We start from the raw sequence: 21,874 nt of genomic DNA, 5'->3' as shown, positions 1-21,874 counted from the left end.
CGCCTGCGCCCGATAATGCCACTATAACCGCTAATTCTACAGAAGTGGAATCCTGGCGTATCATCGCGTAGTGTAGAACGGCCTTTTTTTCGTCAATCGTGAGCTACGGCACGACGGTTTTCAAGGAATAACAAGTAGATCATGCAAAGCCTGTCCCCAACATCGCGTTACCTTTCTGCCCTCAAAGAGGGTCATTACCAACCTGACGACGTTCAGCAAGAAGCGGTTAGTCGTCTTGATACCATTTACCAGGAATTACAGAATAAGCCCGCCGCCGTGCCGCAAAATGAGGGCGGTCTGCGGGCAAAACTCGGTAAGCTGCTGGGTAGACGTCAGTCTGCCGCTGAGCCAGTCGCGGTGCGTGGCCTCTATATGTGGGGCGGGGTGGGGCGGGGGAAAACCTGGCTGATGGATATGTTCTATCAAAGTTTGCCTGGCGAGCGTAAACAGCGTCTGCATTTTCACCGTTTTATGCTGCGCGTCCACGAAGCGTTAACCACTCTGCAGGGGCACAGCGACCCGCTGGAGATCGTTGCCGACCGCTTTAAAGCTGAAACGGATGTGCTCTGTTTTGATGAGTTTTTTGTTTCTGACATCACCGACGCGATGCTGCTTGGCGGCCTGATGAAAGCGCTGTTCGCGCGCGGCATTACTCTGGTGGCGACGTCGAACATCCCGCCGGACGAGTTGTACCGAAACGGTCTTCAGCGTGCCCGTTTCCTGCCCGCCATTGACGCGATCAAGCAGCATTGCGATGTAATGAACGTGGATGCCGGTATTGATTACCGTTTGCGCACGCTGACCCAGGCGCATCTGTGGCTGTCGCCGCTGAACGCAGAGACGCAGCAACAGATGGATAAGCTTTGGCTGGTTCTGGCGGGGGCGAAGCGTGAGCAAACGCCTACGCTGGAGATAAACCATCGTCCTCTGCCGACGCTGGGCGTAGAAAACCAGACGCTGGCCGCTTCTTTTACGACGCTGTGTATGGATGCGCGTAGCCAGCATGACTATATTGCGCTTTCTCGCCTGTTTCACACCGTGATGCTCTTTGATGTTCCGGTTATGACGGCGCAGCTTGAGAGCGAAGCGCGGCGATTTATCGCGCTGGTGGATGAGTTTTACGAACGTCACGTCAAGCTGGTGGTCAGTGCGGCGGTGCCGCTGTATGACATTTACCAGGGCGAACGGCTGAAATTCGAATTCCAGCGCTGTTTATCGCGTTTGCAAGAGATGCAGAGCGAAGAGTATCTGAAGCGGGAGCATTTACCGGGCTAAAAACGGGGACAAATCACATAAAGGGGTCGATCTTTGACCTCGACTTCTCTATAATCTTGCGACCCCACGTTACGAGAAGGTTTTTTTCCCAAAACTTTCTATGCGCCGGCATAGGCTATTCGAAGGGGTAGGTTTGCCGGACTTTGTCGTGTGAACCTCAACTGACCAAACGTTTGGGTGTTCGCCAACGTGTAACTTATTTATTTGGGTAAGCTTTTAATGAAAACTTTTACAGCTAAACCAGAAACCGTACAACGTGACTGGTATGTTGTTGACGCGACCGGTAAAACTCTGGGCCGTCTGGCTACTGAACTGGCTCGTCGCCTGCGCGGTAAGCATAAAGCGGAATATACTCCGCACGTTGATACCGGTGATTACATTATCGTTCTGAACGCAGAAAAAGTTGCTGTAACCGGCAACAAGCGTGAAGACAAAATGTATTACCACCACACTGGCCACATCGGTGGTATCAAACAAGCGACCTTTGAAGAGATGATTGCCCGCCGTCCTGAGCGTGTGATTGAAATCGCGGTTAAAGGCATGCTGCCAAAAGGCCCGCTGGGTCGTGCTATGTTCCGTAAACTGAAAGTTTACGCGGGCAACGAGCACAACCACGCGGCACAGCAACCGCAAGTTCTTGACATCTAATCGGGATTATAGGCAATGGCTGAAAATCAATACTACGGCACTGGTCGCCGCAAAAGTTCCGCAGCTCGCGTGTTCATCAAACCGGGCAACGGTAAAATCGTTATCAACCAACGTTCTCTGGAACAGTACTTTGGCCGTGAAACTGCCCGTATGGTAGTTCGTCAGCCGCTGGAACTGGTCGACATGGTTGAGAAACTGGATCTGTACATCACTGTTAAAGGTGGTGGTATCTCTGGTCAGGCTGGTGCGATCCGTCACGGTATCACCCGCGCTCTGATGGAGTATGATGAGTCTCTGCGTGGCGAACTGCGTAAAGCTGGCTTCGTTACCCGTGATGCTCGTCAGGTTGAACGTAAGAAAGTCGGCCTGCGTAAAGCGCGTCGTCGTCCGCAGTTCTCCAAACGTTAATTGTTTTCTGCTTGTGCAGAACAATTTGCGAAAAAACCCGCTTCGGCGGGTTTTTTTATGAATTAATCAGCCACTTTCTCTCTATAATCGCCCCGTTATTACTACTTTTTCAGCATTTCCAGAATCCCCTCACCACAACGTCTGCAAAATCTGGTAAACTATCATCCAATTTTCTGCCCAAATGCAGGTGATTGTTCATTTTTTGTCTGGATGATGGGCGGAAATGATGTCACGCAAATGGGGTTTTTACATCTGGCTGGCCATATGTGGTCGGCAGCAGTACAAAAATTCTGAATATACCTGGAGGTTTTCATGGCTGTCGCTGCCAACAAACGTTCGGTAATGACGCTGTTTTCTGGTCCTACTGACATCTATAGCCATCAGGTCCGCATTGTGCTGGCCGAAAAAGGTGTTAGTTTTGAGATAGAGCACGTGGAGAAGGACAACCCGCCTCAGGATCTGATTGACCTCAACCCGAATCAAAGCGTACCGACGCTTGTGGATCGTGAGCTCACTCTGTGGGAATCTCGCATCATTATGGAATACCTGGATGAGCGTTTCCCGCATCCGCCGTTAATGCCGGTTTATCCGGTGGCCCGTGGGGAAAGCCGTCTGTACATGCATCGTATCGAAAAAGACTGGTATTCGCTGATGAATACCATTCAGACGGGTACTGCCGCGCAGGCTGATGCAGCGCGTAAGCAGTTGCGTGAAGAGCTGCTGGCGATTGCGCCAGTGTTCACGCAGAAGCCATACTTCCTGAGCGATGAGTTCAGCCTGGTTGATTGTTACCTGGCTCCGCTGCTGTGGCGTTTGCCGGTGCTCGGTGTCGAGCTGGTTGGCGCAGGGGCGAAAGAGCTCAAAGGCTATATGACTCGCGTATTTGAACGTGACTCCTTCCTCGCATCTTTAACTGAAGCCGAGCGTGAAATGCGCCTTGGTCGAGGCTAAATGATGGACGTATTACAGCTGACGCCGCGTCGCCCGTATCTGTTACGGGCATTTTATGAATGGCTGCTGGATAACCAGTTGACTCCGCATCTGGTTGTTGACGTGACGCTGCCGGGCGTAATTGTCCCGATGGAGTACGCTCGCGATGGGCAAATTGTGCTTAATATTGCCCCACGCGCTGTCGGTAATCTGGAACTGGCCAACGACGAAGTGCGTTTCAACGCGCGTTTTGGCGGCGTGCCGCGCAATGTCTCTGTTCCGATGGCTGCTGTGCTGGCGGTTTATGCGAGAGAGAATGGCGCCGGAACCATGTTCGAACCGGAAGCAGCCTATGACGCGGACGTTAGCAGCCTGAACGATGACGAAGAGCAGTCTGACAGCGAAACGGTCATGTCGGTGATTGATGGCGATAAGCCGGATAATCACGATGACGATCCTGATGACACGCCGCCTCCTCGCGGCGGGCGTCCGTCGTTGCGTGTTGTGAAATAAGCAAGACAGACAAGGCCTGTAGATTGATGACAAACCTATATTAGATAGTGTCCTCGCATTTTCGTCGGGGGAGGACTCGCACATTAGCTGGTAAAAAATTAATAATATCATTACGTTATTGTTTTTTGTCGGTTGGGCGAGCGAAGTGCTGTCTGATAGTTCCTGAACAATGCGCTACAGGCCCTGAGGGCCTGTTTTTTTGTCTATAGACCCCCAGCCAGGAGTGGATTCCGTAAAGCTTTCGGCTTTGGGCCTGTTATTCACGCCTGCCACGATTTCACCCCACTTTCGATCCTGTGATAGGATGGCCTTAGTTGCTGTTTTCCTCGACGATTTACATAATGGACGCTATGAACGCATTTGATTCGCAAGCAGAAAATTCTCCGCCAACCATCGGCCGTAGTTTGCGCAGCCGTCCGCTGGCGCGTAAAAAACTGTCGGAAATGGTAGAAGAAGAACTGGAGCAGATGATTCGTCGCGGTGAATTCAGCGAAGGGGAGCAGCTGCCGTCTGAGCGGGAGTTGATGACCTTCTTCAACGTGGGCCGCCCGTCGGTGCGTGAAGCGCTTGCCGCGCTCAAGCGTAAAGGTCTGGTGCAAATCAATAACGGCGAACGCGCCCGCGTGTCGCGGCCTTCTGCTGATACCATCATCAGCGAACTTTCCGGCATGGCGAAAGATTTCCTCTCGCACCCCGGCGGTATCGCCCACTTTGAGCAACTGCGCCTGTTCTTTGAATCAAGCCTTGTGCGCTATGCGGCGGAACACGCGACGGATGAGCAAATTGATCTACTGGCGAAAGCCCTGGAGATCAACAGCCAGTCGCTGGACGATAACGCGCTCTTTATTCGTTCCGACGTCGAGTTTCACCGCGTGCTGGCGGAAATCCCCGGCAATCCGATCTTCATGGCGATTCATGTCGCGCTGCTGGACTGGCTGATCGCTGCGCGTCCTGCGGTCTCCGGGCAGGAATTACATGAGCATAATAGCGTGAGCTATCAAGAGCATATCGCTATTGTCGATGCCATTCGTCGGCGCGATCCAGATGAAGCTGACCGCGCGCTGCAAACCCACCTCAATAGCGTATCCGCCACCTGGCACGCCTTCGATCAAAAGAAAAAATTGCGTTAGCGATCGCGATCCTGACGATCGTTTAGTGAAGTAGATCGCACTCTGTGCGTTCTGTACTGGGGTGCTGTTTATTTGATCTGGTATAACAGGTATAAAGGTATGTAGTCAGATAACACTAATCATCGACAGAGGTCGTTATGGCAAAAGATTTACGAGGCGTAATGCCAGCGTTGTTAACTCCTTTTGATAACCAGCAGAAGCTGGATATTGAGAGCCTGCGCCGTCTGGTGCGTTTCAACATTGCACAGGGCATTGATGGGCTGTACGTCGGCGGCTCGACCGGGGAAGCGTTCGTTCAGAGCCGCGCAGAAAGAGAGCAGGTCCTGGAAATCGTGGCGGAAGAGGTGAAGGGCAAGGTGACGCTGATTGCCCATGTCGGTACGGTCAGCACCGAAGAGAGCCAGCAACTGGCCAGCGCGGCGCATCGTTACGGTTTTGATGCCGTTTCCGCCGTGACGCCGTTTTATTATCCGTTTAGCTTTGAAGAGCATTGCGATCACTACCGCGCCATTATCGATTCCGCTGAAGGATTACCGATGGTGGTGTACAACATTCCTGCGCTGAGCGGCGTGAAGCTGACGCTGGATCAAATCAACACGCTGGTTACGCTGCCCGGCGTTGGCGCGCTGAAACAAACCTCCGGCGATCTCTATCAGATGGAGCAGATCCGCCGTGCGCATCCTGATCTGGTGCTCTACAACGGTTATGACGAAATCTTCGCTTCCGGTCTGCTGGCAGGCGCAGACGGGGGCATCGGCAGCACTTACAACATTATGGGCTGGCGTTATCAGGGGATTGTTAAGGCCTTGCAGGAAGGCGATGTAGCGAAAGCGCAGCATCTGCAAACCGAGTGCAATAAGGTCATCGATCTGCTCATTAAAACCGGCGTGTTCCGTGGGCTGAAAACGGTGCTGCACTACATGGACGTGGTCTCCGTACCGCTGTGCCGTAAGCCGTTTGCGCCGGTTGATGAGAAGTATCTGCCTGAACTGAAAGCGCTGGCGCAGCAGTTAATGCAGGAACGCGGTTGACCGGTTGCCGGATAGCGCTAACGCTTATCCGGCCTACAAAATATGAAACGTAGGCCGGGTAAGGCGAGGCGAAGCCGCCATCCGGCAAAGCGACAATAAAAATCGTCGGGAGAATGAAAAATGAGTACTTCTACCCAGAATATCCCGTGGTATCGCCATCTCAACCGGGCGCAGTGGCGGGCATTTTCCGCCGCCTGGCTGGGATATTTGCTTGATGGTTTTGATTTTGTGTTGATAGCCCTTGTTCTGACAGAAGTGCAGGGCGAGTTTGGGTTAACGACGGTTCAGGCGGCCAGCCTGATCTCGGCGGCGTTTATTTCCCGCTGGTTTGGCGGGCTGATGTTAGGCGCAATGGGTGACCGCTATGGCCGACGTCTGGCGATGGTCACCAGTATCATTCTTTTCTCTATGGGGACGCTGGCCTGCGGTTTTGCGCCCGGCTATACCACCATGTTTATCGCCCGTCTGGTGATCGGTATGGGAATGGCGGGCGAATATGGCTCCAGCGCCACTTATGTCATTGAAAGCTGGCCGAAGCACTTACGTAATAAAGCCAGTGGATTCCTGATTTCCGGTTTCTCCGTCGGGGCGGTCGTGGCGGCGCAGGTTTACAGCCTGGTGGTTCCGGTCTGGGGCTGGCGCGCGCTGTTCTTCATTGGCATTCTGCCGATCATTTTCGCGCTCTGGCTGCGTAAAAACATCCCTGAAGCGGAAGACTGGAAAGAGAAACACGAAGGCAAAGCGCCGGTGCGCACGATGGTGGATATCCTCTACCGGGGCGAACATCGCGTCGTCAATGTGCTGATGACGATCGCCGCCGCAACCGCGCTGTGGTTCTGCTTTGCGGGCGACCTGCAAAACGCGGCGATCGTGGCGGTGTTAGGGTTACTGTGCGCCGTTATCTTCATCAGTTTTATGGTGCAAAGCAGCGGCAAACGCTGGCCAACGGGCGTGATGCTGATGATCGTGGTGCTCTTTGCTTTCCTCTATTCATGGCCGATTCAGGCGCTGCTGCCAACGTATCTGAAAACTGAACTGGCTTACGATCCTCACACCGTTGCGCAGGTGCTTTTCTTTAGCGGCTTTGGGGCGGCAGTCGGCTGCTGCGTGGGCGGTTTCCTCGGCGACTGGCTGGGTACGCGCAAAGCCTACGTTTGCAGTTTGCTGGCTTCCCAGGTGCTGATCATTCCGGTATTTGCGATTGGCGGCGCAAACGTCTGGGTACTGGGTCTGCTACTGTTTTTCCAGCAGATGCTGGGGCAGGGGATCTCCGGGATCTTACCGAAACTCATTGGCGGTTATTTTGATACCGACCAACGAGCGGCAGGTCTGGGCTTTACCTATAACGTCGGCGCACTGGGCGGCGCGCTGGCCCCTATCCTCGGGGCGCTGATCGCACAGCGTCTGGATCTGGGCACTGCGCTGGGATCGCTCTCCTTTAGTCTGACCTTTGTGGTGATCCTGTTGATTGGGCTGGATATGCCGTCTCGCGTACAGCGCTGGCTGCGTCCTGAAGCATTACGTATGCATGATGCTATCGACGGAAAACCGTTCAGCGGGGCCGTGCCGTTTGGCGGCGACAAAAGCACCTTTGTAAAAACCAAAAGCTGATGAGGTTTGCCCGGCCAGTTTGCCGGGCGACCTGCGTAAGGAAGTGGATATGTCGTTACTTGAACAACTGGATAAAAACATTACCGCCAATGGCGGGTTGATTGTCTCCTGCCAGCCGGTTCCAGGCAGCCCGCTCGATAAACCGGACATCGTGGCTGCGATGGCGCTGGCGGCGGAGCAGGCTGGCGCCGTCGCGCTACGCATTGAAGGCGTGGACAATTTGCGGGCGACCCGTGCGCTGGTCTCCGTACCGATTATCGGTATTCTCAAGCGTGACCTTGACGACTCCCCGGTACGCATCACGCCATTCCTTGAGGATGTGGATGCGCTGGCACAGGCCGGGGCGGATATTATTGCGGTTGACGGTACTGACCGTGTACGTCCGGCGACCGTCGATGCGCTGCTGGCGCGTATTCATCAGCACCAGTTGCTGGCGATGACCGACTGCTCGTCACTGGAGGATGGCTTATCCTGTCAGCGGCGTGGCGCGGAAATTATCGGCACCACGCTGTCGGGATACACCACGCCGGACACGCCGGACGAACCTGACCTCGCGCTGGTCAAAGTCCTGCATGATGCCGGATGCCGGGTGATTGCCGAGGGGCGTTACAACACGCCGGCACAGGCCGCTGAAGCCATGCGTCACGGCGCGTGGGCGGTGACGGTGGGATCTGCCATTACGCGGCTGGAACATATTTGTCAGTGGTACAACACGGCATTGAAAAAGGCGACGTCATGAGCACGCTGGCGATCGATATTGGCGGCACCAAGCTGGCTGCCGCGCGGGTGGATGATGATTTACGCATCCGCGAACGACGTGAATTGCCGACCCCCGCCAGCAAAACGCCGGATGCGCTGCGAGAGGCGCTAAAAGCGCTGGTTGAACCGCTGCAAACGACCGCGCAGCGGGTGGCGATAGCCTCTACCGGCATTATCAGAGAAGGCGCGCTACTGGCGATAAATCCGCATAACCTGGGCGGTCTGCTGCATTTTCCGTTGGTGCCGACGTTAGAAGATCTTACCGGTCTGCCGACGCTGGCGGTGAATGATGCGCAGGCGGCGGCATGGGCGGAATACCATGCCCTTACGTCTGATGTCCGCGATATGGTGTTTATTACCGTGTCGACCGGCGTTGGCGGCGGTGTGGTGAGCGATGGCAGATTGCTCACCGGGATGAGCGGTCTGGCCGGGCATCTGGGGCATACGCTGGCCGATCCGCAGGGGCCGGTTTGCGGTTGCGGACGACGCGGCTGTGTGGAGGCTATCGCCTCTGGACGCGGCATCGCGGCAGCGGCGCAGGGGGCCCTGGCCGGGTGCGATGCCAGAACTGTCTTTGCACATGCGGCGGCCGGGAACGAACAGGCCGTGCGTCTGGTTCAGCACTCCGCGCAGGTTGTCGCGCGGTTAATTGCCGATGTTAAAGCGACAACGGATTGCCAGCAGGTGGTTATTGGCGGCAGTGTAGGGTTAGCTGAGGGATATCTGGCGCAGGTACGCCACTTTCTGGCGCAGGAACCGGCGGTTTATCAGGTGGCGTTGAGCGCAGCGCATTACCGACATGATGCAGGGCTACTGGGCGCCGCGTTGTTAGTTCAGGGAGATAAATGATGTTGATGGGAGAAATTCAGTCGTTACCGTCTGCCGGACTGCATCCGGTATTGCTGGATGCGTTAACCCTGGCGCTGGCAGCAAGGCCGCAGGAGAAAACGCCCGGGCGCTACGAATTACAGGGCGACGATGTGTTTATGAATGTGATGCAGTTTGCCACGCAGTCGCCGCAGGAGAAAAAAGCGGAGCTGCATGTGCAGTACATCGACATTCAGCTGTTATTGACGGGTGAGGAGCGCATTCTGTTCGGCGTCGTCGGGTCAGCGCGCGAATGCGAGGAGCTGCATGATGAAGAGGATTACCAGCTTTGCCGCCGCATCCATGAACAGCAGTCCATTACGCTGACACCGGGGATGTTCTCCGTGTTTATGCCGGGGGAACCCCATAAGCCCGGGTGTATGGCTGGCGAGCCAGGGGAGATTAAGAAAGCTGTGGTGAAGGTGCGCGCCAGCTTATTAGAGGCATGAAAATACCGGATGGTTTATAGCCATCCGGTGTAACGTTTTATCTCTTCAGATAGTGCATACTCGTAAAAAGTGCTGGCGTCGGGATTTTTTGCCGATAGTAAACTCACGTGAGCTGACCAGGGTAGCGGAAAAACTTTAGTGAGTTGTATCAAACGTGGAGATTCCGCAGACACTGTCTGCAGAATATTAATATACTGAAAATACAGATAAAATGTTCTCATTTGCCACAGATTCCTGGTGGAGAACTCACGCTTATAGCGCTGGCTTAAATTTGCGGATAACCGCTCAATGAGTTAAATACCCTAAGCCGCTCGTGCTTCGCCACCTTGTTCAAACTCGATAATTCTCCTGCCGATTTCCCAATGGTTGCCGTCATCAAAGCATTCATACTGCGGACGGCTTTGGTATGGGCAGTGTCTACTAATCGAATAATACCGTCATGGATTTGCTGATAATCATCAGCGTGTTGAGGTGGTGTTGTTACAGTCATGTCATCCCTGACGTGATAGTTTCGAAATGAAAAATATATCGCTACCAATACGCTTCAGGCATATCCCGGTCAATCCAGGAGAGGTGTATTACATTGAGTTACAGCCGTATTTGCGAGCGGCTTTCGAAGAACGAATTCGCATATATTTAGCAGAGAAATATTGGCTCCCCATCCATCAGCGTCAGGCTGTGGCAGGGGAGCCAGAAGTATTACACTTCCAGGTAGTTCAGAATCCCATCCGCCGCCTTACGGCCTTCGGCAATCGCCGTCACCACCAGATCGGAACCGCGCACGATATCGCCACCGGCGAAGATTTTTGGGTTACTGGTCTGGAAGGCATTATCGCTGCCTTCCGGCGCAATGACGCGCCCCTGGGAATCCAGCTCCACGCTGTGTTTCGCCAGCCATTCCATGCTGTGCGGACGGAAACCAAATGCCATAATAACCGCATCAGCAGGTACGACGTGTTCAGAACCGGCGACGATTTCCGCGCGCCGACGGCCTTTCGCGTCTGGCTGGCCCATTTCGGTACGCGCCATCTTCACGCCGCAGACTTTACCGTTAGCATTCACTTCAATGCCTAACGGCTGGACGTTGAACTGGAACTCGACACCCTCTTCACGCGCGTTTTTCACTTCGCGTTTAGAGCCCGGCATATTCTCTTCGTCACGGCGATAGGCGCAAATGACGTGAGAGGCGTTTTGACGAATAGACGTACGTACACAGTCCATTGCGGTATCGCCACCGCCGAGGACCACCACGCGTTTACCTTCCATGCTGACAAATGGTTGCTCAGTCGTTTCGCCAAAGCCCATAATCTGCCTGGTATTGGCGATCAGGAACGGTAGCGCGTCGAACACGCCAGAGGCGTCTTCATTTTCCAACCCACCGCGCATTGACTGATAGGTGCCGACGCCAAGGAATACGGCATCGTAATCTTTCAGCAGGTCGTCGAGCTGCACATCACGGCCCACTTCGGTGTTGAGCCTGAATTCAATACCCATGCCGGTGAAGATCTCGCGACGACGAGTCATCACCTCTTTTTCCAGCTTAAAGGCCGGAATACCGAAGGTCAGCAGGCCGCCGATTTCCGGATGACGATCAAAGACCACCGCTTTCACGCCGTTACGGGTCAGCACATCCGCACAGGCCAGGCCAGCCGGGCCGGCGCCAATAATCGCGACGGTTTTGCCGGTTTGCTTTACGCCAGACAGGTCTGGACGCCAGCCCATTTCAAATGCTTTATCATTGATATAGCGCTCGATATTGCCGATGGTTACCGCGCCGAACTCATCGTTCAGGGTACAGGAACCTTCGCACAGGCGGTCCTGCGGGCAAACGCGCCCGCAGACTTCCGGCAGCGTGTTGGTCTGATGCGACAGTTCCGCCGCTTCGAAGATACGCCCTTCATTCGCCAGCTTCAGCCAGTTCGGGATGTAGTTGTGCACCGGGCACTTCCATTCGCAGTACGGGTTGCCGCAGGACAGGCAGCGATCTGCCTGTGCCTTAGCCTGGCCTTCTGAAAACGGCTCATAAATTTCCACAAACTCAATTTTACGGATCTTCAGCGCTTTTTTCGGCGGATCAACGCGCTGTAAGTCGATAAATTGATAAACATTCTGACTCATCTTAACCCCTTACTGCGCCTGCACCCGCAGCTCCGCTGCGGAACGACTACGGTGACCCAACAGTGCTTTAACATCGCTGGACTTCGGTTTAACCAGTGCGAACTTCGCCGAGAAGGCCGGCCAGTTGGCCAGGATCTCTTCGCCGCGCTGCGAACCGGTAAGCTGCACGTGCTCGGTAATCAAACCGCGCAAGTGCTCTTCGTGGATAGCCAGAGACTCAACGTCCAGCACTTCCACCAGCTCCGGGTTCACGCGTTTGCGGAAATCGCCGTCTTCATCCAGAACATAAGCAAAGCCGCCGGTCATTCCCGCGCCGAAGTTAACACCGGTTTTGCCCAGCACGCAGACGATGCCGCCGGTCATATATTCACAGCCGTTGTCGCCAATGCCTTCGACGATGGTGATCGCGCCGGAGTTACGCACCGCGAAGCGCTCGCCTGCGCGGCCAGCCGCATACAGACGACCGCCAGTTGCGCCGTACAGGCAGGTGTTGCCGATGATGCTGGCTTCGTGGCTCCGGAAGGCTGAACCAACCGGAGGGCGAATGGCGATCAGGCCGCCAGCCATACCTTTACCCACATAATCGTTAGCGTCGCCGGTAAGATGCAGTTCAACGCCGCCCGCGTTCCAGACACCGAAGCTTTGGCCGGCCGTCCCGCTGAAGTGGGCGATAATCGGGTCAGCAGCCAGCCCCTGGTCGCCGTGGGTCTGGGCGATATAACCGGACAGCGAGGCCCCAACGGAGCGGTCGGTGTTACGGATATCGAACCAGAACGTTTTACTCTGCTTGCTGTCAACAAAGGGTTTTGCCTGTTGCAGCAGTTGCGCATTGAGCACGCCGTTGTCGAACGGCGGGTTGTTCTCGGTGCAATACAGCGCCTTACCTGGATGCGGTTCCGCGGTTTCCAGCAGTCGGGACAGTTCCAGCTTCTGCTGCTTAGCCGTAAACCCTTCCAGTTCTTTCAGCAAGTCGGTACGACCAATCAGATCCACCAGACGCTTCACGCCAAGCGATGCCATCAGCTCGCGAGTTTCACGGGCGATAAATTCAAAGTAGTTGGTCACTTTGAACGGTAAGCCGTGGTAGTGGTTTTTCCGCAGCTTATCATCCTGGGTTGCGACGCCGGTTGCGCAGTTGTTCAGATGGCAAATACGCAGATATTTACAGCCCAGCGCTACCATCGGGCCGGTGCCGAAGCCGAAGCTTTCCGCACCAAGAATTGCCGCTTTGATGATATCGAGGCCGGTTTTCAGACCGCCATCCACCTGCAGACGAATCTTGTGACGCAGGCCGTTGGCCACCAGCGCCTGCTGGGTTTCCACCAGCCCCAGTTCCCACGGACAACCCGCGTATTTCACTGAAGATAGCGGGCTGGCGCCAGTACCGCCGTCGTAACCGGCGATGGTGATCAGATCAGCATAGGCTTTCGCCACGCCGGTCGCGATGGTGCCGACGCCCGGTTCAGAAACCAGCTTCACGGAGATCATCGCTTTCGGGTTGACCTGTTTCAGGTCGAAAATCAGCTGCGCCAGATCCTCGATAGAGTAGATATCGTGGTGCGGCGGCGGAGAGATCAGCGTCACGCCAGGTACGGAATAACGCAGTCTGGCGATATATGGCGTAACTTTATCGCCCGGCAACTGACCGCCTTCGCCAGGCTTCGCGCCCTGAGCAACTTTAATCTGGATCACATCAGCGTTGACCAGGTAAGCAGGGGTGACACCGAAACGACCGGAGGCTACCTGCTTGATGCGCGACACTTTATTGGTGCCATAGCGTGCCGGATCTTCACCCCCTTCGCCGGAGTTAGAGTTACCGCCGATGCCGTTCATCGCTTCTGCCAGTGCTTCGTGCGCTTCCGGGCTTAGCGCGCCGATAGACATCGCCGCCGTGTCGAAACGTTTAAACAACTCGCTTGCCGGTTCAACGTCGTCCAGGCTGACGGTGGCCCCGTCAGGGGTCACCGCTAACAAATCGCGCAGCGTTGCCGCCGGGCGCTCATTGACCAGCCTGGCGTACTGCTGATAATCACTGTATTCGCCGCTTTGTACCGCTTGCTGCAGGGTACGCACCACATCCGGGTTATAGGCGTGATATTCGCCGCCATGGACATATTTCAACAGTCCGCCCTGGGCCAGCGGTTTACGCATCAGCCAGGCGCGTTTCGACAGGTTCAGCAGGTCTTGCTGGAAGTCGTCGAAACCGGCACCGCCGATACGGCTGACCACGCCCTGGAAGCACAGGTCGGATACTTCGCGATGCAGGCCCACAGCTTCGAACAACTTCGAGCAGCGATAGGATGCGACGGTCGAAATACCCATCTTCGACATGATCTTATACAGACCTTTGTTGATACCGTTACGGTAGTTCAGCATCACCGTACGGTACGCTTTGTCAATCGTGTTGTTATCCACCAGTTTCGCCAGGCTTTCATAGGCGAGGAACGGGTAGATAGCCGTCGCGCCGAAGCCCAGCAGCACAGCAAAGTGGTGCGGATCGCGGGCGCTGGCCGTTTCAACAATAATGTTAGCGTCGCAACGCAGGCTCTTATCCACCAGACGGGTCTGAATCGCTCCCACGGCCATTGGGGCCGGTACCGGCAGGCGGTTTTTACCGATGTTGCGATCGGACAGCACCAGCAGGACGGTACCATTACGCACCATCTGTTCGGCTTTATCGCACAGCACTTTGACCGTTTCAGCCAGCGTGGTTTCGCTGGCATCAAAGGTGATATCCAGGATGTCGGCACGATAGTGCTCTTCTTCCATGGTGGTCAGCTGTTTAAAATCAGAGTACAGCAGAATCGGCGACTTGAAGCTCAGGCGGTGAGCCTGGCCTTCCGCTTCGCAGAAGACGTTCATTTCACGGCCAATGCTGGTGGCCAGCGACATGACGTGCGCTTCACGCAGCGGATCGATCGGCGGGTTGGTCACCTGCGCAAATTGCTGGCGGAAATAGTCGTAAATGATACGCGGCTGGCTGGAAAGAACGGCGAATGGGGTATCGTCACCCATTGAACCGACTGCCTCCTGGCCGTTTTCACCCAATACCCGCAGGACGGAGTCCAGCTCTTCAGCGCTGTAGTTGAACTGTTTCTGGTAGCTGGCGAGGGTATCATCATCCAACTGACGATTACCGACCTCTTCATCGGGCAGCTCTTCGAATGGCACCAGGCGACGGACGTTTTTCTCCATCCACTCTTTATACGGATGGCGGCTTTGCAGATCGTTGTCGGTTTCCGCAGAGTGCAGGATGCGCCCCTCACGGGTATCGATAACCATCAGCTCGCCGGGGCCGACGCGGCCTTTTTCCACCACTTCATCCGGCTGGTAATCCCAGATACCGACTTCGGAGGCGCAGGTGATGAGTTTGTCGCTAGTGATCACGTAGCGCGCCGGGCGCAGGCCGTTACGGTCAAGATTACAGGCGGCGAAACGACCATCGGACATCACGATGCCCGCCGGGCCGTCCCACGGCTCCATGTGCATGGAGTTAAAGTCAAAGAACGCGCGCAGCTCGGGATCCATATCCGGGTTGTTCTGCCAGGCTGGCGGAACCAGCAGGCGCATGGCGCGGATAATGTCCATCCCGCCCGCCAGCAGCAGCTCCAGCATATTATCCATGGAGCTGGAGTCGGAGCCGGTTTCATTGACAAATGGCGCGGCATCGTGGAGATCCGGGATCAGCGGCGTCTGGAATTTATAGGTACGGGCGCGAGCCCACTGGCGGTTACCGGTGATGGTATTGATTTCGCCGTTGTGCGCCAGATAGCGGAACGGCTGCGCCAGCGGCCAGCGTGGCACGGTGTTAGTGGAAAAGCGCTGATGGAACAGGCAAATGGCTGATTCCAGGCGCAGATCCGCGAGATCCAGGTAGAAGCGCGGCAGATCCGCCGGCATACACAGACCTTTATAAATATTGACCAGATTCGACAGGCTGCAAACGTAAAAATCTTTATCATCCTGCAGACGTTTTTCGATACGGCGACGGGCGATGAATAAACGGCGCTCCATGTCGCGCGGACGCCAGCCTGCCGGGGCGTTAACAAAGATTTGCTCAATACGTGGCAGCGAGGAGAGGGCGATTTCACCGAGAACGCCATCGTTGGTAGGCACTTCGCGCCAGCCGACAATAGACAGCGTTTCACGCTGAAGTTCTTCTTCGACGATACGGCGCGCCGCTTTGGCCAGTTCAGGATCTTTATTAAGGAATAACATCCCAACGGCATAATTCTTGGCTAAACGCCAGCCGCGCTCTTCCGCAACAATCCGGAAAAAGCGATCGGGTTTTTGTAGCAACAGGCCACAACCGTCGCCGGTTTTTCCATCGGCAAGGATCGCACCGCGGTGCTGCATTCGGGCCAGTGCGTGTATAGCGGTTCGCACCACCTTGTGGCTAGGTTCGCCTTCTATGTGGGCGATCAGGCCGAAACCACAGTTATCCCTCTCAAGGGATTTATCGTACAACATATCAGTGAACCTCCCCAGGCTCTACGGGACGCCCTCCGATACCGATTGCGCACGGGCACAGAAAGAGCATGGCGACGGGGTTTACACCTCGCATTCGCCCTCTTTAAATCCTTTTCGCATCGGAACACAAGTTTGAGGACTTGCTATTAAGAGGGAATCTCAATTACTGCATAAATATGATGAGCAGAACGCTCATCCAGAAAGCTTCCAGCGGATTCCCAACTTATCGGGAATCCACACATACGTCAAATGGCAATCTTATTTATACAAAAATGTACTATACAACATTTAACGTGATGATTTTTATTAAAATAATCGCATTTTAAATGCCATTGAAACGTATCGGGGGGCATAATCGAGTGTGATCTGTCTCACTATATCAATGGCATGATATTGTATTTATATGCTTAATTATTTTTTATTTTTGGATTTTTTTTCTTGTTTTTTTCTGTTTTTTGGTTTTTAACACTGTTTTGTGCCCTGATAAAGATAATGGTAAATTTGCGGCTATATATAAGGAAAACTCATTACCTTAAAGGTGAATTTAATTGCAGTTATCTTGATTTTTTATGCAACGGGATAAACGGCCACGTTGACGATTGATCCAGGTCATCGTCGTCAGCGGCTAAAAATGGCAGGCTTGGCCCCTTTCTTAAGGCCGGTCTACCAGATTATGCAGTTACAAAAATTAGTCAATATGTTTGGCGGGGATCTTGCGCGTCGCTATGGCGAAAAGGTCCATAAACTGACGCTGCATGGCGGCTTTAGCTGCCCGAATCGTGATGGCACCATTGGCCGCGGCGGCTGTACTTTCTGCAATGTCGCCTCCTTTGCCGACGAAGAACAGCAGCATCGCTCTATTGTCGAACAACTGGCGCATCAGGCGCAGTTGGTTAATCGGGCTAAGCGCTATCTGGCCTATTTTCAGGCTTATACCAGCACCTTTGCTGAGGTACAGGTGCTGCGCGCCCTGTATCAACAGGCGGTCAGCCAGGCCAGTATCGTCGGATTGTGTGTCGGTACGCGCCCGGATTGCGTCCCAGGCGCCGTCGTGGATCTGCTTTGCGAATATCGGCAACAGGGTTACGAGGTATGGCTTGAGCTGGGGCTGCAAACCGCCCACGATAAGACGCTGCATCGAATTAATCGCGGCCATGATTTTGCCTGCTACCAGCGTACTGCGCGTCTGGCGCGTGAGCGAGGGCTGAAGGTATGCTGCCACCTTATCGTCGGCCTGCCGGGGGAAGGGCAGGCAGAATGCCTGGAGACGTTAGAACAGGTGGTGGAAACCGGTGTGGATGGCATTAAGCTGCACCCGCTTCATATTGTGAAGGGAAGCATCATGGCGAAGGCGTGGCAGGCCGGACGGTTGAAGGGGATTGAGCTGGACGACTATACGACCATCGCTGGAGAGATGATCCGCCATACTCCACCTGAGGTGATTTATCACCGTATTTCCGCCAGCGCCCGTCGTCCGACGCTGTTGGCCCCTTTATGGTGTGAGAATCGCTGGACCGGAATGGTTGAGCTGGATAAATATCTCCGCGAACATGGCGTTCAGGGGGCGGCGCTGGGATTGCCGTGGCGCCAGCCTGTCGCGTGAAGTATGAAGGGTCTCTGCATTTTTTGCACAACTTACAGCGTCTTGCTCAGAATTGAGTATTATTGTGCGGAGTTGTCGCTAAGGAATTCCTTATGAAGCAAATTCGTATGCTGGCGCAGTATTATGTTGACCTGATGATGAAGCTGGGTCTGGTGCGTTTTTCAATGCTGCTGGCTCTGGCGCTGGTGGTACTGGCGATTGTTGTGCAGATGGCCGTTACGATGGTGCTGCATGGCCAGGTGGAAAGCATTGATGTTATCCGCTCCATTTTCTTTGGCCTGCTGATCACCCCGTGGGCGGTCTATTTCCTCTCGGTGGTGGTTGAGCAACTGGAAGAGTCCAGACAGCGTCTCTCGCGGTTGGTGGAGAAACTGGAGGAGATGCGCGAGCGCGATCTCAATCTTAACGTCAAGCTTAAAGACAACATCGCTCAACTGAATCAGGAAATCGGTGAGCGTGAAAAAGCCGAGGCGGAGCGTGAAACGACGCTTGAGCAACTGAAAATAGAAATGAAGGAGCGTGAAGAGACGCAAATTCAGCTTGAACAGCAGTCCTCCTTTCTGCGTTCTTTCCTTGATGCATCACCGGATTTGGTCTTCTATCGCAATGAAGATAAAGAGTTTTCCGGCTGTAACCGCGCCGTGGAGCTATTGACGGGCAAAAGTGAAAAACAGCTTATTCACCTGAAGCCACAGGATGTATACAGCGAAGAGGCGGCGGATAAGGTGCTGGAGACGGATGAGAAAGTCTTCCGCCATAACATTTCGTTGACCTATGAACAGTGGCTGGATTACCCGGACGGGCGGAAAGCCTGCTTTGAAATCCGTAAAGTGCCGTACTATGACCGTGTTGGTAAACGGCGTGGGCTGATGGGGTTTGGTCGCGATATTACCGAACGTAAGCGCTACCAGGATGCGCTGGAGCGGGCCAGCCGGGATAAGACCACCTTCATCTCAACAATCAGTCACGAGCTGCGTACGCCGCTTAATGGCATCGTGGGGCTTAGCCGGATCCTGCTGGATACCGAACTGACTGACGAACAGGAAAAATACCTGAAAACTATCCATGTTTCTGCAGTAACGCTGGGTAATATCTTCAACGATATTATTGAGATGGATAAGATGGAACGGCGTAAAATTCAGCTGGACAACCAGCCGGTTGATTTCACCGGTTTCCTCGCCGATCTGGAAAACCTCTCTGGCCTTCAGACGCAGCAGAAAGGTCTGCAATTTGTGCTGGAACCTACCTTGCCGCTGCCGCATAAAGTGATCACCGATGGTACGCGTCTGCGTCAAATTTTGTGGAATCTTATCAGTAATGCCGTGAAGTTTACCCCGCAAGGCGGGTGTGTGAACGTTCGCGTGCGCTATGATGCAGGCGATATCCTGCACTTTGAAGTGGAAGATTCGGGGATCGGCATTCCTGAAGCGGAGCAGGATAAGATTTTCGCGATGTATTATCAGGTTAAAGATAGCCATGGTGGCAAACCGGCAACCGGTACCGGCATCGGCCTCGCCGTATCACGTCGCCTGGCGCGGAATATGGGGGGCGATATTTGCGTTTCCAGTCAGCCAGGTAAGGGAGCGATCTTCACTCTCACCGTACATGCGCCTGCCGTTGCGGAAGAAGTGGAAGATACTCTGGCGCAAGATGATATGCCATTACCCGCACTGAATGTGCTGCTGGTGGAGGATATCGAATTAAACGTGGTTGTCGCGCGCTCGGTGCTGGAGAAACTGGGTAACAGCGTGGATGTGGCGATGACCGGGAAAGCCGCGCTGGAGATGTTTACCCCCGGTGAATATGATCTGGTGCTGCTGGATATTCAATTGCCGGATATGACGGGCCTGGATATCTCTCGTCAGTTGAAGCAACGTTTCACTGCTGATCAACTTCCGCCGTTGGTGGCGCTCACGGCTAACGTACTGAAGGATAAAAAAGAGTATCTGGAGGCAGGGATGGACGATGTGCTCAGTAAGCCACTCTCTGTTCCGGCGTTAACCGCGATTATCAAGAAATACTGGGATTCACCGGAAGAGGAAGAGAACGAGATGCCCTCTATAGATGTCGATAAATCGACTTTTGTGCTGGATATTCCCATGCTTGAGCAATACATCTCGCTGGTGGGACCAAAGTTGATTAATGATGGTCTGGCGGTTTTTGAGAGAATGATGCCGGGTTATCTGGCTGTACTCGAATCAAATCTGACCGCGCGTGACCAAAAAGGGATTGTCGATGAAGGACATAAGATAAAGGGGGCTGCGGGCTCAATCGGCTTACGTCACATTCAGCAGCTTGGTCAGCAGATTCAAACACCGGATCTGCCCGCATGGTCAGATAATGTTGCTGAATGGGTTGAAGAGATGAAATCCGAGTGGCAAAGCGATGTAGCCGTGCTAAAAGCATGGGTCGCGGCGGCGGAGAAAAAATGACCCCGGATAAACCGGGGTGCGCGAATACTGCGCCAACACCAGGGAACGGGTTGTTGGGCCAGAATCATTTGAGTGATTTTTTACGCGGCGCAACCTGAGAATTTGGTTTGCTCGCTCATTAAGATAGCAAACCTTAAATAATTTGTTACGTGAATCGGTAAAATATGTGAAGCATAGCGAGTAAATCAAAATTTTTTACTGGTTTCATAGACTTGTACTAAGGGGCTGATGTGATGAAGAGAATTGGTGTCGTGTTGAGCGGTTGCGGTGTTTATGACGGAAGCGAAATTAATGAAGCGGTCATCACCATACTGGCTATCGTCCGCAACGGTGCCGAGGCCATCTGTTTCGCGCCTGATAAAGTACAAACCGATGTCATCAATCATTTGACCGGTGAAGTGCAGGCTGAAAGCCGCAATGTGCTCGTGGAAGCAGCGCGTATTGCGCGTGGACAGATTCGGCCTCTGGCGGCTGCCAGGGCGGATGAGCTGGATGCGCTGATCGTGCCAGGCGGTTTTGGCGCGGCGAAGAATCTCAGCAATTTCGCCTCACAGGGCAGTCATTGTGAGGTTGATAGCGATCTGAAAGCGCTGGCGCTGGCAATGCATCAGGCCGGTAAACCACTGGGCTTTATTTGTATCGCTCCGGCTCTGTTAGCTAAAATTTTCACCATCCCGCTGCGCGTGACTATCGGTACCGATCTTGATACCGCCGATGCGATAGAAGAGATGGGAGCTGAACATGTACCTTGCCCGGTCGATGATATTGTGGTTGATGAAGATAACAAAGTCGTGACGACTCCGGCGTATATGCTGGCGCAGAATATTGCCGAAGCGGCAAGCGGCATTGAAAAACTGGTTGCGCGCGTGCTGGTTCTGGCTGCATGAAATACCGCTTTTCACCACTGCCGATGATTAAGCGCTTTTTGCTGCGGCTGTTGTTGGTGTGTGTAGCGGTATGGTGCGGAGGAATTGCGTTGTTTAGCATTCTGCCGGTGCCTTTTTCTGCGGTGATGCTGGAGCGGCAAGCTGGCGCCTGGCTCTCCGGCGATTTTCAGTACGTTGCCCATTCCGACTGGGTGGGAATGGATCAGATTTCGCCCTGGATGGGGCTGGCGGTTATTGCCGCAGAAGATCAGAAATTCCCGGAACATTGGGGATTTGATATCCCGGCGATTGAGAAGGCGTTAGCCCATAATGAGCGTCATGAGAACCGGATTCGCGGCGCATCGACCCTGTCACAGCAGACGGCGAAAAACCTGTTCCTGTGGGAAGGGCGCAGTTGGCTAAGAAAAGGTCTGGAAGCGGGGCTGACCGTCGGTATTGAGGTGGTGTGGAGCAAAAAACGCATTCTTACCGTTTATTTGAATATCGCTGAGTTTGGTCATGGAACGTTTGGCGTGGAGGCCGCGTCGCAGCGCTATTTTCATAAGCCGGCGAGTAAGTTGACGGCATCTGAAGCGGCGCTGTTGGCTGCGGTTTTGCCAAATCCGATTCGTTTTCGCGTCGATGCGCCGTCAGGGTACGTCCGCAGCCGTCAGGCGTGGATTTTGCGGCAGATGCGCCAGTTAGGCGGGGAGGGGTTTATGCGGGAGCATAAGCTACATTGATGCTTGCCGTGTTCTCATTTT

17 protein-coding genes and 1 pseudogene are annotated in these 21,874 nt (G+C 54.2%); 15 read left to right on the top strand and 3 right to left on the bottom strand.

Annotation, left to right across the window (positions count from 1 at the left end):
* Nucleotides 1-141: 141 nt before the first annotated feature.
* The 11 genes from zapE (at nucleotide 142) to nanQ (ending at nucleotide 9,621) form a co-directional block, all read left to right on the top strand.
* Nucleotides 142-1,275, top strand: coding sequence for a cell division protein ZapE (zapE, locus tag FN037_RS16990; RefSeq protein WP_138362907.1), 1,134 nt, complete (start codon nucleotides 142-144; stop codon nucleotides 1,273-1,275).
* A 219-nt stretch (nucleotides 1,276-1,494) separates the two neighbouring features.
* Nucleotides 1,495-1,923, top strand: a complete 429-nt coding sequence (gene rplM / locus FN037_RS16985; protein WP_138362908.1) for a 50S ribosomal protein L13 — start codon at nucleotides 1,495-1,497, stop codon at nucleotides 1,921-1,923.
* Nucleotides 1,924-1,938: 15 nt separating this feature from the next.
* Entirely contained in the window at nucleotides 1,939-2,331 is a 393-nt protein-coding gene (gene rpsI, locus FN037_RS16980; protein WP_000829815.1) for a 30S ribosomal protein S9, read from the top strand.
* Nucleotides 2,332-2,643: 312 nt separating this feature from the next.
* Nucleotides 2,644-3,282, top strand: a complete 639-nt coding sequence (gene sspA, locus FN037_RS16975; protein ID WP_138362909.1) for a stringent starvation protein SspA — start codon at nucleotides 2,644-2,646, stop codon at nucleotides 3,280-3,282.
* 3 nt (nucleotides 3,283-3,285) lie between these two features.
* Nucleotides 3,286-3,774 carry a ClpXP protease specificity-enhancing factor gene (sspB, locus tag FN037_RS16970; RefSeq protein ID WP_138362952.1) on the top strand — a complete coding sequence of 163 codons (489 nt, stop codon included), beginning with the start codon at nucleotides 3,286-3,288 and terminating at the stop codon, nucleotides 3,772-3,774.
* A 341-nt stretch (nucleotides 3,775-4,115) separates the two neighbouring features.
* Nucleotides 4,116-4,904 (top strand): transcriptional regulator NanR, encoded by a 789-nt coding sequence (gene nanR / locus FN037_RS16965; protein ID WP_142502755.1) that lies wholly within the window; start codon nucleotides 4,116-4,118, stop codon nucleotides 4,902-4,904.
* 137 nt (nucleotides 4,905-5,041) lie between these two features.
* The gene (nanA, locus tag FN037_RS16960) at nucleotides 5,042-5,935 is read left to right on the top strand and encodes an N-acetylneuraminate lyase (protein ID WP_142502754.1); all 894 of its coding nucleotides are present in this window, start codon (nucleotides 5,042-5,044) and stop codon (nucleotides 5,933-5,935) included.
* A gap of 120 nt (nucleotides 5,936-6,055) precedes the next feature.
* Nucleotides 6,056-7,546 carry a sialic acid transporter NanT gene (nanT, locus tag FN037_RS16955; protein WP_142502753.1) on the top strand — a complete coding sequence of 497 codons (1,491 nt, stop codon included), beginning with the start codon at nucleotides 6,056-6,058 and terminating at the stop codon, nucleotides 7,544-7,546.
* A 49-nt stretch (nucleotides 7,547-7,595) separates the two neighbouring features.
* A complete protein-coding gene (locus FN037_RS16950) occupies nucleotides 7,596-8,285 on the top strand; it encodes an N-acetylmannosamine-6-phosphate 2-epimerase (protein ID WP_142502752.1) in 690 nt (229 codons plus the stop codon).
* Complete coding sequence (gene nanK / locus FN037_RS16945; protein WP_142502782.1) at nucleotides 8,282-9,154, top strand: N-acetylmannosamine kinase; 873 nt, start codon at nucleotides 8,282-8,284, stop codon at nucleotides 9,152-9,154. Before FN037_RS16950 ends, nanK begins: the two co-directional genes overlap by 4 nt.
* Complete coding sequence (nanQ, locus tag FN037_RS16940) at nucleotides 9,154-9,621, top strand: N-acetylneuraminate anomerase (protein WP_142502781.1); 468 nt, start codon at nucleotides 9,154-9,156, stop codon at nucleotides 9,619-9,621. Before nanK ends, nanQ begins: the two co-directional genes overlap by 1 nt.
* A gap of 59 nt (nucleotides 9,622-9,680) precedes the next feature.
* Here the strand turns inward: nanQ and FN037_RS16935 are convergent.
* From FN037_RS16935 to gltB, 3 genes and pseudogenes are all read right to left on the bottom strand, one after another.
* Nucleotides 9,681-10,111: pseudogene (locus tag FN037_RS16935) on the bottom strand (DUF1016 N-terminal domain-containing protein); the annotation flags it as partial.
* A 209-nt stretch (nucleotides 10,112-10,320) separates the two neighbouring features.
* Nucleotides 10,321-11,739, bottom strand: coding sequence for a glutamate synthase subunit GltD (gene gltD / locus FN037_RS16930; RefSeq protein WP_138362911.1), 1,419 nt, complete (start codon nucleotides 11,737-11,739; stop codon nucleotides 10,321-10,323).
* A gap of 9 nt (nucleotides 11,740-11,748) precedes the next feature.
* Complete coding sequence (gltB, locus tag FN037_RS16925; protein ID WP_142502751.1) at nucleotides 11,749-16,209, bottom strand: glutamate synthase large subunit; 4,461 nt, start codon at nucleotides 16,207-16,209, stop codon at nucleotides 11,749-11,751.
* A 673-nt stretch (nucleotides 16,210-16,882) separates the two neighbouring features.
* Here gltB and FN037_RS16920 point away from each other — a divergent pair.
* From FN037_RS16920 to mtgA, 4 genes are all read left to right on the top strand, one after another.
* The gene (locus tag FN037_RS16920; RefSeq protein WP_138362913.1) at nucleotides 16,883-17,812 is read left to right on the top strand and encodes a TIGR01212 family radical SAM protein; all 930 of its coding nucleotides are present in this window, start codon (nucleotides 16,883-16,885) and stop codon (nucleotides 17,810-17,812) included.
* 92 nt (nucleotides 17,813-17,904) lie between these two features.
* Nucleotides 17,905-20,244 carry an aerobic respiration two-component sensor histidine kinase ArcB gene (gene arcB, locus FN037_RS16915; RefSeq protein ID WP_142502750.1) on the top strand — a complete coding sequence of 780 codons (2,340 nt, stop codon included), beginning with the start codon at nucleotides 17,905-17,907 and terminating at the stop codon, nucleotides 20,242-20,244.
* Between the two features lie 233 nt (nucleotides 20,245-20,477).
* Complete coding sequence (gene elbB / locus FN037_RS16910) at nucleotides 20,478-21,131, top strand: isoprenoid biosynthesis glyoxalase ElbB (RefSeq protein ID WP_142502749.1); 654 nt, start codon at nucleotides 20,478-20,480, stop codon at nucleotides 21,129-21,131.
* A complete protein-coding gene (gene mtgA, locus FN037_RS16905; protein WP_142502748.1) occupies nucleotides 21,128-21,853 on the top strand; it encodes a monofunctional biosynthetic peptidoglycan transglycosylase in 726 nt (241 codons plus the stop codon). Before elbB ends, mtgA begins: the two co-directional genes overlap by 4 nt.
* Nucleotides 21,854-21,874 lie beyond the last annotated feature (21 nt).

This window comes from Klebsiella sp. 2680 (assembly GCF_900198535.1).
Classification (GTDB): domain Bacteria; phylum Pseudomonadota; class Gammaproteobacteria; order Enterobacterales; family Enterobacteriaceae; genus Klebsiella; species Klebsiella indica.
Note: the sequence above shows the minus strand (reverse complement) of the source record. Positions and strands in the feature narration are given on the sequence as shown.